Raw genomic sequence first — 15,416 nt, 5'->3', positions numbered from 1 at the left:
ACGCCGTCGTCGGCGCGCCCTGCGTGATCGGCCGCGTCGGCACAACTATTCGTCCGATCGGTCGGGCGTTCGTCGGACTGTGGGATTAGTCTCTTCACTCATGACGGCCACGGTCGCAGAGGGCGACGCATTCGTAGCGCAGTTCGATCCGTATCGTCGTGAGCTGCTCGCTCATTGCTACCGCATGACGGGCTCGATTCACGACGCCGAGGATCTCGTGCAGGAAACGTACATCCGCGCGTGGAAGGGCTACTCCAAGTTCGAGGGGCGCTCGTCGATGCGGACCTGGCTGTATCGCATCGCCACCAACACCTGCCTCACGGCGCTCGACGGCAAGTCCAAGCGTCCGCTGCCGACGGGGCTCGGCGCACCGAGTTCGGACCCCACCGACGACCTGGTGGCGACGCACGAAATTGCGTGGCTCGAGCCCATCGCGGATTCCGAGCTCGCGGATTCGGACGATCCCGCATCGATCGTCGTCGGCAGGGACACCATCAGACTGGCGTTCATCGCTGCCCTGCAGCACCTCTCGGCACGTCAACGAGCAGCATTGCTGATGCGTGAGGTGCTGCAGTGGAAGGCGTCCGAAGTAGCGGAAGCCCTGGCGACCACCACGACCGCGGTGAACAGTCTGCTTCAACGCGCACGAGCGCAACTCGACGAGGTCATGCCGTCGGAAAACGATGTCGTCGAGCCGGCAGCCGCCGAGACCAGGGAATTGCTGGCCAAGTACGTCGACAGTTTCGAACGCTACGACATCGACCAGCTCGTGACTCTGTTCACCCAGGACGCAGTGTGGGAGATGCCGCCGTTCGAAGGGTGGTACCAAGGGGCCGAGAACATCGGCACCCTCATCCGTGGAAACTGTCCGGCGCAGCGAGCGGGCGACATGCGGATGGTCGCGACGTCGGCCAACGGTCAGCCCGCCTACGGGCTGTACATGCGGAACGAGGACGGAATCCACCTGCCGTTCCAACTCCACGTCGTCGACATCGAGGCGGGCAGAGTGGGCCACGTGGCGTGCTTCTTCGACCTGACTCTGTTCGAGAAATTCGGTCTACCCGAGCGCCTCTGACAGGGAGGTCGAGATAGCCCCACCTGGCCCGTCCCCGACTATTCGGACGGCACGGCGCTGGGGTCCATCCACATGACTTCCCACACGTGGTTGTCGAGATCACGGAACGCACGCCCGTACATGAACCCGTGATCCTGAGGCTCCATCCAACTCGACCCTCCGGCGGTGATCGCCGCGTCGACGAGTGAGTCGACCTCGTTGCGACTGTCGGCGCTGATACACATCAGCACCTCTCGCGACTGCGTCGTGTCGGTGATCGCGTCGGAGATGAAGTCCTTGAAGCGAGGTTCCGCCAGGAACATCACCGTCGCCTGCTCGCTCACGACCATCGATACACAGTTCTCGTCACTGAACACGTCGTTGAACTCGAAGCCCAGTCCGCCGAAGAAAGCGCGGGTGGCAGTGACGTCCTTGACGGGCATGTTGGCGAACAGCATTCGGGACATTGGGGTCTCCATTCATTCGGCGTGGAAGTCTCGTGTGTATCGACAACGGACGAATCGTGAATTCATCGCGGATCCGACATCGACTTTCTACCGCATTCGGGGGGACGACTCGCCTGTAGCAAGATGGGAACACGTCATGCAAGCCGGAAGCGGCGCGTCGACGCTGTTCGAACAAGAGGAGAGTTCATGGATTTGGGTCTGTCGGGTAAAGCGTTCGTCGTCACCGGAGGAACCGAAGGGCTGGGATTCGCGTCCGCGCGTGAGCTGCTTCGTGAGGGAGCGAAGGTGACGGTGGCCTCCCGGTCACAGACCAAGGTCGACGAGGCAGTGACCGAACTGGGCGCGCACCGACCCAACGCGGTGCACGGAATGGTCGCCGACAACGGCCATCCCGCGAGCGCACAGTTGCTCGTCGAGTCGGCCATCGCGCACTGGGGCAAGCTGGACGGTCTCGTCGTGAGTGTCGGTGGACCTCCGCCGAGCACCGCCCTCGATGCCGCCGACGAGGATTGGACTGCGTCGTTCGAGTCCGTGTTCCTCGGGGCGGTGCGACTGGCCCGCGAAGCGGCGAAGGTCATGACCGACGGAAGTGCCATCGTGTTCGTGCTGTCGACATCGGTGAAGTCGCCGTTGACGGGCCTCGGCGTGTCCAACGGACTGCGCCCCGGCTTGGCGATGGTGGCCAAGGACATCGCCGACGAGCTCGGGCCACGAGGAATCAGGGTCGTGAGCGTCCTTCCCGGGCGATTCGACACGTCCCGGGGCGGCGCCGTGTCCGACGACGCGTTGGCTCGGATCCCGCTCGGTCGTATCGGCGATCCGGAGGAGTTCGGACGTACCGTCGCGTTCCTGGCGTCGCCGGCCGCGTCGTACATCACCGGCTCGACGGTCACTGTCGACGGCGGTGCCGTGCGCGCGCTCTAGTCGGTCCGGTCACCCTGACCGCACAGACGACGAGGCCCCGAGCAGCAGTGCTGCTCGGGGCCTCGTGGCAAACAAGGAGGGGGATGTAACGGTTCTAGCGGGTCACCGAGGCGATGCGGGCGAGCATCCGCGACAGGGCCGAACCGTCGGAACCCAGCTCGTCGAAAGTCGACGTGGTGGTCGATACGGCTGCGTCGCTTGTGGCTGCAGCCAGTTTGCGCACCAGTTCGGTGCGGAGCTCGATAGCGCCCAGGATATCGGCGTCGAGCGTCTCGACCTGCTCGTGGAGCTGGTCGATCTGTACGTCGTGCGTTGGTGCTTCGTCGGCGCTGATAGCGAGCGAATCGATCTGCAAAGTCACATCGTCTCCTTTTGTTCGCGTCCTGAGGAATGATTCGTTTCGCTCCTCGGAACTGTTACACGGTCGCTCTATGTGTCAACGATGTTTCGTGGCCCCTACCAAGATGCCCAGTCTTGTGGGCTGGGCCAACCATCTGAAGCTGTGATGCTGCCAACAATCCGCAGCCACCCGGTGCCTGCCACCCGTCGAAGCAACACCGCGAGCGAGCGCGGTGTTCCTGACAGCGGCGGTCGATGTTCGTCCCACATTGAGTCTTCGTAGCCGTGAGCCTTGCGTACTGGATGAACTTTGCGATGAGCGCCGATTTCCACGTCCGCTGCTGGTCACACACGAGCGCCCCCGGTGTCACGAAGGCGTGTCACCAGGGGCGAAGCGCCATGTCGATGTGGTCGGTCAGCGGCGTGCTCGGTCAGCCGCGGGCGGCCTTCAGATGATCGGCGGACACAGCTTTGAGATGTGTCAGGTCCGACGCGACGGTCGCCAGTGTGTACCCCTCGTCCAAGCGCTTGGCTGCCACAGCGCCGGACGGTGTGTGGATGCCGGCCGTGATGCCTGCTGCGGCCGCGGCTCGGCACACCCGAACGAGCGCAGCCTCGAACTGCTCGTCCACGGAGGCGTCGGTCGGTGACGATCCACCCACCGCGAGTCGCAGATCGGACGGGCCGACGTAGACACCGTCGAGACCTGGAACGGCACAGATCTCCTCGACGTTGGCCAGGCCCTGAGGCGTCTCGATCATCGCCAGCACAACGGTGTCACGGTCGGCATCGGCAGGGTTGGGTCCGATTCGAAGCTGCGAGCGCATCGGACCGTAGGACCGAATGCCGGTGGGGGGATACGTTGCCGCCGAGACCGCCGCCGCTGCGTCTGCTGCCGTGTCGACGAGCGGAACGATGACGCCCGCCGCACCTGCGTCCAGCGCACGCCCGATGACCGTCGCGTTGTTCGCTTCGACCCTGATCAGTCCGGCGGGGCCGTTGGCTGCATCGATGGCGGTGAGCCCGGCGAGCATTCCGGAGTATCCGATCAATCCGTGCTGCAGGTCGAGTGCGATGTAGTCCCAGCCGACATGGGCGAGCCACTCCGTGGAGACCGGGCTGTCGATGACGGACCAGTAGCCGAGGATGCGCTCCCGGTTTCTGACGCGAGCGGCGAATTCCTGTGCAGACATGTGTAGAGGGCCTTTCAGCGGTTGTAGTTCGGCATCGGTCCACGCAGCGCGGAGCCGACGTCGTCACACGCATCCACGACGTCGGAGCCGAGTGGGCCTTTCGCGATCGCGGCGATGTTCGACTGCAGGTGCTCGACCTTGGATCCACCCAGCAGGATGGGGCCTGCGGCAGCCTTGGACGCCAGCCACCGCAGGGCAAGTTCGGTCAGCGGCACGCCCGCGTCGCCGGCGATCGTGGTGAGCTGCGCGACAGCGTCGAAAATTGCTGTGTTCCAGTACCGTTCGCGGTACATGGCAGCCAGGCGTGAGTCTCCGAATCGGCCGTCGGTCGGTGTCGCGTCCAGGGAATGTTTGCCGGTGAGCAACCCGCCACCGAGCGGGTTGTACACCATCGTGATCAATCCGGTCACGTCGGCGAACTCGACGTATTCCTCTTCGATCCTCCGGGCGAGGAGGTTGTACAGCTGCTGCGCAACCATCGGTCGCGGCGCGCCGACCTCGTCGGCTACCCGATTTGCCTCGGCAATCTGCCACGCCGCGAAGTTCGAGACGCCCAGAGCACGAATCTTGCCCTCATGCACCAGTTCGGCGACGGTTGCCAGGGTGTCGGCGATCGGTGTCGCGCGATCCGGCTGGTGCAGATAGAACAGGTCGACGTAGTCCGTCTTCAGTCGAGCCAGGCTTGCCTCCACGCTCAGACGAAGACCCTTCGGTGACAACGGGCTGTTGTCCCCGGCGTCAGGGTTGGGCATTCCCGCTTTCGTCGCGAGGGTCACCCGATCGCGACGCGTTGCGAGCAGGTCCGCCAGTATCCGCTCGGACTCACCTCCTGCGTACCCGTTCGCGGTGTCGATGTGGGTGATGCCTGCGTCGACTGCTGCATCGAACATCTTCGCAGAACCGGCGGCGTCGACGGTGTCGCCGAACGTCATGGTGCCCAGTACGAGTGGGGAAATGTCGAGCGAGGTCATACAGGAGCTCCTACGGAAGGGGTGGACAGGCGAGACACGATGTGACGAGGCTTGATTCCGACCATTGTCGCCGGGTCGAGGGCAGCTGCGCGCAGCGCCCGGGTGTAGGGCTCCTTGGGGCGTGCGAGCACCTCCTCGGTGTCGCCTCCTTCGACGATGCGGCCCTTGCTCATCACGACGACGGTTTCACTGATCTCGCGGACGACACCCAGATTGTGCGAGATGAAGACGTAGGTGAGGCCGGTGTCCTGCTGGATTTCCCGCAACAGGTTCAGGACCTGCGCCTGCACGGACACATCGAGGGCGCTCGTCGCCTCGTCGCACACCAGAATTTCCGGCCCGGACGCGAGTGCGCGGGCGATGCCGATGCGTTGACGTTGGCCACCCGAGAATTCGACCGGTCGACGGTTCAGTGCAGTGCTCGGCAGGCCTACCTGGTCGATGAGTCTCGCGGCCTTCCTGGCTCGATCGGACTTGCGACGAATTCCTTTCAGCCGCAGTGGTTCACCGACGATGTCCACTGCGGTCAGGTGAGGATCGAGGGATCCGTACGGATCCTGGAACACCATCTGTACGCGAGATCGGAACGGGCGCAGGGACTTCTCGGACAGTCCGGCGATGTCCGTTCCGTCGACGACGATGCGGCCCGAGGTGGGGGTGAGCAGACGGACGATGGATTTCGCGATCGTCGACTTTCCGCAGCCCGATTCACCGACAACGGCCAGCGTCTTGCCTTTGTCGACCGCGAAGCTCACCGAATCGACAGCTCGGAACACGCCGTCGGCGACGGGGTACTCGACGACGAGATTCTCCACCGACAGCAATGGAGTGGTCATACCGTTACCTCGACTCGTTCTGGTTGGCCGGCACTCTGGTTCCACGTCCCGAGGTGCGGGATCGCGTCGAGCAGCTTCTTGGTGTACGGATTCCGGGGCGCTCCGACGAGTTCTTCCGCGCCGCCGTCCTCGACGAAGACACCGCTCTTCATGACGTAGATGCGGTCCGACACCAACCGTGCCACACCGAGATCGTGGGTGATGACCAGCATCCCGATGCCGGTTCGTTCCTGCAGCTCCATCAGCAGGTCGAGAATGCTGGCCTGCACCGTGACATCGAGGGCGCTGGTGGGCTCGTCGGCGACGATCAATTCCGGGCTCGACGCAAGAGCACTGGCGATCAGCACACGCTGAAGCATGCCGCCCGACATCTGATGGGGATACTTGCCCAACTGGATTTTCGGGTCGGGGATGCGAACCTGTTCGAGGAGCTCGATGCAGCGAGCGGTCTGCTTGGACTTTCCCGTTACTCCGCTGTGCCGGACAGCTTCCTTCAATTGGTTGCCGATGGTGTGAACCGGGGACAGCGCCGTCATCGGATCCTGCGGAATCAGTGCAATGTGCTTCCCGCGAATCTTGCTCAGCTGCTTGTCCTTACCGAGGATCTCGGTGTCCTTGAAGGTCACCGATCCTGACATCACCGCGAGATCCGACGGCAACAGCCCCAGCAGGCCCATTGCCGTCGCCGACTTACCGGAGCCGGATTCACCGATGATCGTGACGGTTTCACCGGCGTCGATGCAGAACGACACACCGTCGACGGCCCGGATGACGCCCTTGTCGGTGACGAGTTCGATCTGGAGTTCGTCCACCTTCAGTAGGTTTCCCATGACTTACGCACCCTTTCCGAATCGGGGGAAGAGACCGAAGCGGCCGAAGCCGGCCGGTCGATCACGGAGACCGTCGCCGAGGAGGTTGACTCCGACCACCAGGAGCACGATGACGAGGCCGGGCAGGGTGACGAGCCACCACGATGTGGTGATGTAGTCCTGACCGTCGGAGATGATCCGGCCCCACGTCGCGAACGGTCGCTGCGGACCTGCACCGAGGTAGCTCAACGCACTTTCCAGCAGGACGGCCTGTGCCAGAAGCAGGAGTACGACGAGCGAGGCCTGCTTGAAGATGTTCGGCACGACGTGTCGGAGGAGAATCGCGATCCGGCCGAGTCCGAGCACCCGAGCAGCGGCGACGTAGGGCTTCTCGCGTTCGACCAGCACCAGGGATCTTGTCAGACGTGCGATTTCCGGCCATTGCGCGATGGCGATGACGAACGTGATGACCGGGATGGAAGGGCCGAACAGTGCTACGACGAGGAGCAGCATCATCAGCAGCGGCAGGGACAACTGTGCCTCGAGCAAGCGGGAGACCACGGTGTCGACCCAGCCGCCGAGGAAACCGGCGAGCGATCCGAGAACGAGACCGATGATGCCGGAGACCACGACTGCGAGAATTCCGACGGTCAGGGATACCTGTCCGCCGTAGAGCACGCGGGAGAGAAGATCGCGGCCGAGTTGGTCCGTGCCGAACAGATGTCCGTCGGTCAGCGGCGGCAACCTGCGTTGGGCGAGGTCGGTGGCGTCGGGCGACGCCAGTGGCAGTACTCGTGCCAGGGCGACCGGAAGGATGACGGTCAGGGCGCAGACTGTGCCGATCCAGATCTTCACACGGCTGTCGCGTGCGCGTCGGGTTGCGCCCGCGGCGGCGAAATCCTTGGCGGTGACGGCGCTGGGACGCGTTGGCTTGTCGGATGGGGCGACGACGGTCATCAGTGGGCTGCCTTCCCGAGACGGACACGGGGGTCGAGGAGCGGATAGCAGAGGTCGACGGCGAGTTGCACGAGCACCGCGAGAACTGCGGTCACGAGAACTGTTGCTTGGATCAGCGGGTAGTCGCGGGTTTCGAGTGCTCGCACGACCAGCGAACCGACACCGGGCCAGGCGAACACGACCTCGACGACGACGACACCGTTGAGCATCGACGCGAAGCGGGTGCCCAGTGCGGTCACGACAGGAATCGACGAGTTGCGGAGCGCGTATCGCCACGTGATCTCCCGTTCGGACACTCCGCGAGATCGAGCGACTGTGACATAGGGAGACGAGTAGGCGTTGACCATCTCTCGTCGAACCATGCGTGAGATCAATGCGATCTGCAGGACGGCGACGGTCAGTGCGGGGAGCAGCAGACTCGACCACGTCGTGAAGCCGGCGGCGGGGAGCACCGGGACCAGCACAGCGAAGAAAGTGAGCAGCATCAACCCGGTCCAGAAGTCCGGCATCGACTGTCCCGCGATCGTGACGACGTTGGCGCCGAGCTCGCGCCGGGTGTCGGCGCGCTTCGCCATCCAGATACCGAGTGGGATCGAGACAAGGGTCGTCAACAAGATCGCTGCGAGAGCCAGCGTGACCGTGTACGGAATGCGCTGCAGCACAACTTCGAGCGCGGGGGCTTGGAAGGAGTAGGACGTGCCCAGATCGAGAGTGAACAGTCCCTTCAAATACAGCAGGTACTGGGTGACGACTGACTGATCCAGGCCGAGATTCACGCGAATCTGCGCGAGATCCTCCGTGGAGGCCAAGGGGCCCGCCATCGAGTACGCGGGGTCACCCGGTGCCATGCGTATCAGTACGAAAACGGTGGTGAGAGTCAAGAAGATGGTGAGGAGGCTCTGTCCGAGCCGGCGAACCACGTACCTGGTGGTCGGCGCGGTGAGGAACGCCGGAAGCGGAGAGTCCTTGCGGGACTTGGCCGCAGGAACGCTCGGGGGAGCGGCGGTCAGCTGCGTCATCTCCCCACCCCCGTTCCTCGAGTTGCCTGGGTCATCGTCGACCTTTCGATAACACTGCTGCGTTCGATGCGGGCCCGGTTGCACACACGTCCGGCAACGGCCCGTTGTTACTCAGCTCACAATGGCACTACTGCGCGAATTGCGCAAGCAGAAAATTATTCCTGCGTATTTCGAGCAACTCCGTGTACAGTCCCGAGTGTGTTCACGATCACTTCTGTCGAGTGCGGCGCCCCGGCCCTGACTCGGCACACGCATATCGATGTGACAGTAACGAGGGGTCAACGATGACCGAAAGCTTTGTCAGCCAGCCGTTCTCACGCCGAAACCTGTTCCGTGGCGGCTTGATCCTCGGCGCAGGACTGTCCCTGGGCGGAGTGACAGCATGCGCTACCCCGACCGGTAAGCCCGGACCGGACACGGTCAGCCTGGCGATGAACCGATCGATGGTCAGCCTCGACAACAAGCTCCTGCAGTTCGACGCCGCCCTGACCGTCCAACGTGCCGTCCGCGAGGCGCTGACGACCATCGATACGAACCTGAAGGTGCAGTTGGTTCTGGCCGACAGCTTCGAACTGGTGGCCCCGACGCGCTGGCTCGTTCACCTGCGTCCCGGTGTCACCTACTCCGACGGCAGTCCGGTCAGAGTCGAGGACGTCGATACCGCCCTGCGTATGTACCCCCAGGTCAGCGGTTCGTTCGTCGGCGGATTCTTTCCGGAATGGCCGACCGTCGGCAAGATCGACGAGTCGACGTTCACCCTCGACACCGAACGCCCGGTGCCGGTGCTCGACTATCTGATGTCCAACATCCTCATCACGCCCGCGGCGCAGAATGTGCCCGAAGACTTGCAGGGCGGAGTCGGAACGGGGCCCTATGTCGTGACGGAGTCCGATCGCGGGACGGGAAACTATTCGCTGGCGCGGAATCCGACCTACTGGGGAGCCGCGCCGTCGGTCGAATCGGTGAACATTCGTTTTGTTCCCGACGAGTCGAATCGCGTCGTGTCGTTGCGCAGTGGCGAGGTGGACGTCATCGATGCGATCACGCCGGATGCTGCCGATCAGCTCGCCGGATTGGCGGGCGTCACCGTCGAGCGGGTCGACGGAGTGCGGCTCAATCAGCTGTTCTACAACTTCCGCAAGCCTGCTGGGCATCCGCTCGCGGACCCTCGGGTGCGACGTGCGCTCAGCTACGCGATCAACGGAAATGCGCTCATCGACCAGGTCATGCAGGGTGCGGCGACACCGTCGCGTGGTGTCGTTCCAGGAATTCTCGACGGTGCGATCGAAACGGGAGAATACGAATACGATCCTGCCCGCGCGCGCGCCGAACTCGACGCGCTGGGCGTGTCGGATCTGGAGCTCAAGATCATATGGGAAACGGGAGAATTCGCCGCGGACACCGACATCATGGAATCGGTGTTGCAGATGCTGTCGGCAGTGGGAGTGCGTGCGACACTTCAGCAGTTCGAGCCCGGCGGCGACATCTCGACTTGGCGACAGGGCAAAGCCGGTGACTGGGACATCCTCGGCAACGGTTATCCCAGCCCCACGGGATTGGCCGTCACGATCATGCAAGGTATGTACGCAGGTACCGCGGCGAAGGAAGAAACCCGAGATACATACCATGGCTACATCTTTCCCGAAATCGCCGGCCTGATCGCGAAGGCATCCGAGGATACGGATCCGGTGAGCCGGAAAGAAACGCTCGCCGACGCGCAGCGCCGCATCTGGGACACCTGGCCATGTCTGTGGTCCTTCGTGCCGAAGACGGTCATCGCGCGGCGCAACCGAATCGACGGCATCGGTCTGAGGCCGACCAACTCGTACGACATGGCCGCGGTCACCCTCCGATCCTGAGTGGGAAGAGAAAAGGACAACATGAGCAACACAAGTTTCCTCACCCCGGGCGATCTTCTCGCCGACGGTGTGGTTCGTTCCACGGACGCCGCCGGACGCGCCGACGCGTTCCTGCCCGCACCCCAGGTGCAAAACCACGCCGCCAATCTGGCGGTGCTGCCGGACGGAGCGCTCGGCTGCGTGTGGTTCGCTGGAACCCAGGAGGGTGTACCGGATATCAGCGTGTGGTTTTCCCGACTCGAGGTGGGTTCGCAGATGTGGACCACCCCGGTGCAGCTTTCCGACGATCCGACCAGATCCGAGCAGAATCCGGTTCTCTTCGTTCGCGATTCGGGTGTGATCTGGTTGCTGTGGACATCACAGCATGCCGGTAACCAGGACACCGCACGAGTGCTGAGGCGCATCTCGAACGACGGCGGGGTCACCTGGGGCGACGCGCATGTCCTGATTCCCGAATCCGATGCGGGCGGGGTGTTCGTTCGTCAGCCGGTCGTCGAGACGGCGTCGGGACGATTGCTGCTTCCGGTGTTCCACTGCGTGAAGATCGAGGGACGGAAGTGGGTCGGCGACCGTGACTACAGCGGTGTCATGATCTCGGACGACGACGGCGCCACGTGGCGCGAGGCCGTCGTTCCGGAGAGTGTCGGGTGTGTGCACATGGACGTGGTGGTGAGACCCGACGCGTCGTTGGTCGCGCTGTATCGCAGCCGCTGGGCCGATTTCGTGTATCGCAGCATCTCTACCGACGACGGCGAGACGTGGACTGCGCCGGTACCCACCGAACTTCCCAACAACAACTCTTCGGTCCAAGCGGTCGGTCTCGCGGACGGAGGGGTGGCCCTTGTCTACAACCACTCGTCGGCGTTGGACGCGACTTCGCGGCGCACCTCGTTGTACGACGAGATCGACGACGACGGGTTGGCCGACGGTTCCGATGTCACGGTCGAGGCACCTGTCGACGACGGCGACGCACGCTCCGCGTTCTGGGGTGCGCCGCGGGCGCCGATGACTCTCGCTGTCTCGCGCGACGGCGGTCTCACGTGGCCGATTCGACGCAACCTCGACGAGGGCGACGGCTACTGCCTGACCAACAATTCGCGTGACGGGTCCAATCGTGAATTCTCGTATCCGTCGATCGCAGAGACGGCAGACGGGCGGATCCATGTCGTCTACACCTATTTTCGTCAGGCGATCAAGTACGTTCGGCTCGAGCGAGCGTGGATCGGTGAGTCGCAGTGACTCCGCACGCCATCGTCACAGGAGTGAGCAGTGGCATCGGCGCGTCCGTTGCCGGGACGCTCCTCGATCGAGGGTGGCGCGTGACCGGTCTCAGTCGCTCACGGCCGCGTGGGAAGTTCGGCGGAGAGTGGGTCGGTATCGACCTGGCCGACACGGCGGCGGTGTCCGAGGTCGTCGGGACTCTGGATGATCCGACGGCAGTGGTCCATGCGGCCGGGGTCCAGCATTCGGGCCGCCTGGGAGCTCTCGATCCTGCGCACAGCGAGCAGATGTGGCGCGTGCATGTCGCGGCAGCCGAGGTACTCGTCGACGGGCTGTCGGCCCGGATAGCGACAGGCGGGCGAGTCGTGCTGATCGGAAGCCGCACCATGACCGGTGTAGCGGGCAAGAGTCAGTACGTCGCGACCAAGTCGGCTCTGGTGGGGATGGCACGGTCCTGGGCGATGGAGTTGGTGGAGCGGGGAATCACGGTGAATGTCGTTGCGCCGGGCCCGACCGACACCCCGATGCTCAACGACCCCGGCCGCAGTAGTACTCCGCCGATCACACCCCCTCTCGGTCATCTGATCGATCCCGCGGAGATTGCCGAACTCGTTGCGTTTCTGTTGTCGCCGAGCGGTCGAAGCATCACGGGTCAGACGATCGTGCAATGCGCCGGGACTTCGTTGTGAAAACGTCTCATGCGAAATTACTGCGCGAAACGCGCGGAAGTGTTACGTTGAGATGCGCGAAAAGCGCAATATGGACTGGGAGGTTCGATCGATGAACGCTCGACCAGACCTTCTCGTGCTTGCCGACGATCTGTCCGGTGCCGCTGAAAGCGCGGCGGCGTTCCTGGGACGCGATGTCGCCATCGCCATCGACGTCGCCGGTGCCACCACTGGCGTGGTCCCGTCGACGGCCGAGGTTCGTGTCGTCGATCTCGGTACGAGGGTGATGTCTTCCGCAGACGCAGCAGCGAAGCTGAACGCCGCGGTCTCGGAGCTCCCGTCCAGCGTCCAGGTGATCAAGAAGATCGACTCCATGCTTCGCGGCAACATCGCAGCCGAGATGGGAGTACTCGCCGCAACCGGCCCTGTCGTGATCGCCGCAGCTCTCCCTGCACTCGACCGGATCACCGTGAACGGTGTTCTGCACATCGACGGAGTTCCGTTGCACCTCAGCGGCCGATGGAACATGGAAGACGCTGTGCCCCCTGCATCGATCGGCGCCATGCTCGGTGCTGCCCCGCACGTTCTCGTGGGCGCAGGCGTCGACAGTTCCGACCTGATTACCGCGCTCGACGCTGGGATCGCCGTCTGCGATGCCGCGACCGACGCGGACCTCGATGCAGTGGTGGCCGCGGCAGCAGCGATTCCGGGTGTTCGTCTCGTGGGTACGTCGGCGCTCGCAGCAGCCGTGGCGCGCACACTTCCCGCGGCTCGGGTCGACAGCGGCAATCTCGAGCCGGTACCTGCTCTGATAGTGGTGGGCACCGCAGAAACCGTTGCTGCCGAACAGGTTCGACATGCCGTGGCCGCCGGTGCGCGCCCGGTACAGATCGATGTCGACGACTTGGTGAACGGGCGTGCGAACCCTGACACCGTCCGATCCGCGCTGGCCGGCGGCGTCGCCGTTCTCACGGTCGCCGGGCCCGTCGATCCGAGACTGGCGGGCTCGGTGTCGCACGCTCTGGGGGAGTTGGTCGCATCGGTGGTGCGCGGCCGAGCGATCGGCCTCGTTCTCACCGGAGGTGAGACCGCCCGACGCGTAGTCGACGCTCTCGGGATCACCACACTCGTACCGATCACCGAAGTGCACGACGGGGCGGTGGTCTCCCGCACCGAGGACGGGTCGTGGATCGCCACCAGACCCGGAAGCTTCGGTGGTCACGACAGCTTGATCTCGATGAGCAACTACCTGCGCGGCATCGACGACACTTCCCATTTTCTCTCTCACAGTGAGGCATCGGCATGACTTCAGCACTCCCTCCCTACATCGCGGTGACCATGGGCGACGGCGCCGGCATCGGCCCGGAGGTCATCGTTCCCGCCATGATCGATCCGTCGACGCTCGAGCGGTGCCGACCGGTCGTCGTCGGCGACGCCAAGAGACTGGCGCTCGCCGCGGACGTTCTCGGCATCGAGGTCGACATCGTCGTGGTCGACGCAGTCACCGATGCCGAGTTCACACCGGCGCGCATCAACGTGATCGACCTGAACCTGCTCCCCGAAGATCTGCCGTGGGGGCAACTTTCCGCGGTCGCCGGTGACGCCGCCTACCAATACATCCGAGTGGCAAGCGAACTCGCGGTTCGGGGCGAAGTGCAGTCGATCTGTACAGCTCCGCTCAACAAGGAAGCGCTGCACGCTGCGGGGCACATCTTTCCGGGCCACACAGAACTGCTCGCGCACCTGACCGGCACCGATGAGGTGTCGATGATGTTGTCGACACCGAAACTCAAGGTCATTCACGTGACAACGCACATCGGTCTGCTCGACGCTGTCGCCAAGATTGAACCTGGACTGGTCGAACGCACGATCAAGCGGGGACACGAGGCGCTGGTACGTTCCGGCAATCACAACCCGAAGATCGGGGTCTGCGGCATCAACCCGCACGCTGGGGAGAACGGCCTCTTCGGATACGGCGAAGAAGACCTGAAGATCGTCCCGGCTGTCGAGAAGCTGAAATCCGAAGGGATCGATGCGGTCGGCCCCCTGCCCGCGGACACCGCATTCTTTCTTGCAGGTCGCGGTGACTACGACCTGATCGTTGCGATGTACCACGATCAGGGACACGGACCGGTGAAGGTTCTCGGCATCGAGGCCGGCGTCAACATCACCGTGGGGCTTCCGGTCATCCGGACGTCCGTGGATCATGGAACCGCATTCGATATCGCAGGTAAAGGAATCGCCGAGGCCGGTAGCATGGTCGAGGCGTTACGGCAGGCGGCCGAATTGGCAACCAGCCCAGCACTACTGAGCTGAAAAAGGGGGCGGGTCATTGCGCGAATCGGAGATCCGGCGTAGCGAAATCGTTCGGCTGGCAAAATCGGGCGCACTCACGAGCGTCGACGAGTTGTCCTCGCTGTTCGAGGTGACTGCGTCGACAATTCGTCGTGACCTGAACCATCTGACCGAACGCGGACTGCTCGCACGGACGTACGGCGGAGCCATTGCGCTGAGCGGCCACCGCGAACCGTCGATCAAACAGCGCTCGCTCGAGGGGTACGACGCCAAGCGCGAGATCTCGGCGTGGGCGGCCGAGCAAGTCGAGCCGGGGGAGACCATCCTTCTCGACGCAGGAACGACCGTCGGCGCGATGGGTGAATTTCTTCGATCGGCGACGGACTTGACGGTGATCGCAGCCGGTCTGACTGCGCTGGAGTCGTTGGCCGACGCAGACTCGGTCCACGTCGAGTGCATCGGCGGGACGCTGCGTCACCTCAGCCAGGGTTTCGTGGGTCCGTTGGCCGAGGCGTCGCTACAGCGTGTCTCGTTCGACCGAGCGTTTCTCGGGGCGGACGCGGTCACAGCGGAATTCGGTATCTGCGAAGCCGGGTACGAGCAGACACGGCTGAAGGAACTGATGATGGAGCGCGCCGGACGTACGTATGTACTTGCGCACTCGGCCAAGCTGGGGCAGAAGCCGTTCCACGCCTGGGCGCCCATTCCTCCCGGTACGACGCTCGTCACGGATTCGTCCGCGACTCGGGAGCAGATCGAGCCGTTCGAGAGAGCGTCGATCGACGTCGTGATTGTCTGACGAGC

At 63.9% G+C, this 15,416-nt stretch carries 16 protein-coding genes; 8 read left to right on the top strand and 8 right to left on the bottom strand.

Going from position 1 to position 15,416, the window contains the following annotated elements; all coding sequences use genetic code 11:
* Positions 1–100: 100 nt before the first annotated feature.
* Positions 101–1,075 carry a sigma-70 family RNA polymerase sigma factor gene (locus CH290_RS15935; protein ID WP_020113034.1) on the top strand — a complete coding sequence of 325 codons (975 nt, stop codon included), beginning with the start codon at positions 101–103 and terminating at the stop codon, positions 1,073–1,075.
* Between the two features lie 38 nt (positions 1,076–1,113).
* Here the strand turns inward: CH290_RS15935 and CH290_RS15930 are convergent, their stop codons facing one another.
* Positions 1,114–1,521: a VOC family protein gene (locus CH290_RS15930; protein WP_027499038.1), complete on the bottom strand. Its 408-nt coding sequence runs from the start codon at positions 1,519–1,521 to the stop codon at positions 1,114–1,116.
* A gap of 186 nt (positions 1,522–1,707) precedes the next feature.
* Here CH290_RS15930 and CH290_RS15925 point away from each other — a divergent pair, with 186 nt between their 5' ends.
* The gene (locus tag CH290_RS15925; protein WP_019666672.1) at positions 1,708–2,445 is read left to right on the top strand and encodes an SDR family oxidoreductase; all 738 of its coding nucleotides are present in this window, start codon (positions 1,708–1,710) and stop codon (positions 2,443–2,445) included.
* A gap of 94 nt (positions 2,446–2,539) precedes the next feature.
* Here the strand turns inward: CH290_RS15925 and CH290_RS15920 are convergent, their stop codons facing one another.
* The 7 genes from CH290_RS15920 to CH290_RS15890 all read right to left on the bottom strand — a co-directional run bounded on the left by CH290_RS15920 (position 2,540) and on the right by CH290_RS15890 (position 8,569).
* Positions 2,540–2,806 carry a hypothetical protein gene (locus tag CH290_RS15920; RefSeq protein ID WP_019666671.1) on the bottom strand — a complete coding sequence of 89 codons (267 nt, stop codon included), beginning with the start codon at positions 2,804–2,806 and terminating at the stop codon, positions 2,540–2,542.
* Positions 2,807–3,215: 409 nt separating this feature from the next.
* Complete coding sequence (locus tag CH290_RS15915; protein ID WP_020113036.1) at positions 3,216–3,977, bottom strand: HpcH/HpaI aldolase family protein; 762 nt, start codon at positions 3,975–3,977, stop codon at positions 3,216–3,218.
* A gap of 14 nt (positions 3,978–3,991) precedes the next feature.
* Positions 3,992–4,948 (bottom strand): aldo/keto reductase, encoded by a 957-nt coding sequence (locus tag CH290_RS15910; RefSeq protein ID WP_020113037.1) that lies wholly within the window; start codon positions 4,946–4,948, stop codon positions 3,992–3,994.
* Positions 4,945–5,784 (bottom strand): ATP-binding cassette domain-containing protein, encoded by an 840-nt coding sequence (locus tag CH290_RS15905; RefSeq protein WP_020113038.1) that lies wholly within the window; start codon positions 5,782–5,784, stop codon positions 4,945–4,947. Before CH290_RS15905 ends, CH290_RS15910 begins: the two co-directional genes overlap by 4 nt.
* Positions 5,781–6,614, bottom strand: coding sequence for an ABC transporter ATP-binding protein (locus CH290_RS15900; protein ID WP_052082937.1), 834 nt, complete (start codon positions 6,612–6,614; stop codon positions 5,781–5,783). Before CH290_RS15900 ends, CH290_RS15905 begins: the two co-directional genes overlap by 4 nt.
* A 3-nt stretch (positions 6,615–6,617) precedes the next feature.
* Positions 6,618–7,550: an ABC transporter permease gene (locus CH290_RS15895; protein WP_052060042.1), complete on the bottom strand. Its 933-nt coding sequence runs from the start codon at positions 7,548–7,550 to the stop codon at positions 6,618–6,620.
* Positions 7,550–8,569: an ABC transporter permease gene (locus CH290_RS15890; RefSeq protein WP_020113041.1), complete on the bottom strand. Its 1,020-nt coding sequence runs from the start codon at positions 8,567–8,569 to the stop codon at positions 7,550–7,552. Before CH290_RS15890 ends, CH290_RS15895 begins: the two co-directional genes overlap by 1 nt.
* A gap of 284 nt (positions 8,570–8,853) precedes the next feature.
* On the opposite strand from CH290_RS15890, the gene CH290_RS15885 reads away from it, so the two are divergent.
* The 6 genes from CH290_RS15885 to CH290_RS15860 all read left to right on the top strand — a co-directional run bounded on the left by CH290_RS15885 (position 8,854) and on the right by CH290_RS15860 (position 15,411).
* On the top strand, positions 8,854–10,428 hold the full coding sequence (locus tag CH290_RS15885; protein WP_020113042.1) for an ABC transporter substrate-binding protein: 1,575 nt from the start codon (positions 8,854–8,856) through the stop codon (positions 10,426–10,428).
* A gap of 21 nt (positions 10,429–10,449) precedes the next feature.
* The gene (locus CH290_RS15880) at positions 10,450–11,667 is read left to right on the top strand and encodes a sialidase family protein (protein WP_033187987.1); all 1,218 of its coding nucleotides are present in this window, start codon (positions 10,450–10,452) and stop codon (positions 11,665–11,667) included.
* Positions 11,664–12,338 (top strand): SDR family NAD(P)-dependent oxidoreductase, encoded by a 675-nt coding sequence (locus CH290_RS15875; protein ID WP_033187808.1) that lies wholly within the window; start codon positions 11,664–11,666, stop codon positions 12,336–12,338. Before CH290_RS15880 ends, CH290_RS15875 begins: the two co-directional genes overlap by 4 nt.
* A gap of 91 nt (positions 12,339–12,429) precedes the next feature.
* Positions 12,430–13,623 (top strand): four-carbon acid sugar kinase family protein, encoded by a 1,194-nt coding sequence (locus tag CH290_RS30735; protein ID WP_170947457.1) that lies wholly within the window; start codon positions 12,430–12,432, stop codon positions 13,621–13,623.
* Positions 13,620–14,633, top strand: a complete 1,014-nt coding sequence (pdxA, locus tag CH290_RS30730; RefSeq protein ID WP_033187807.1) for a 4-hydroxythreonine-4-phosphate dehydrogenase PdxA — start codon at positions 13,620–13,622, stop codon at positions 14,631–14,633. Before CH290_RS30735 ends, pdxA begins: the two co-directional genes overlap by 4 nt.
* 16 nt (positions 14,634–14,649) lie before the next feature.
* On the top strand, positions 14,650–15,411 hold the full coding sequence (locus CH290_RS15860) for a DeoR/GlpR family DNA-binding transcription regulator (protein WP_033187806.1): 762 nt from the start codon (positions 14,650–14,652) through the stop codon (positions 15,409–15,411).
* Positions 15,412–15,416: the final 5 nt, after the last annotated feature.

The organism is Rhodococcus sp. 06-156-4 (genome assembly GCF_002259345.1).
Classification (GTDB): Bacteria; Actinomycetota; Actinomycetes; order Mycobacteriales; family Mycobacteriaceae; genus Rhodococcoides; species Rhodococcoides fascians_E.
This window is presented reverse-complemented; position numbering and strand designations above follow the sequence as displayed.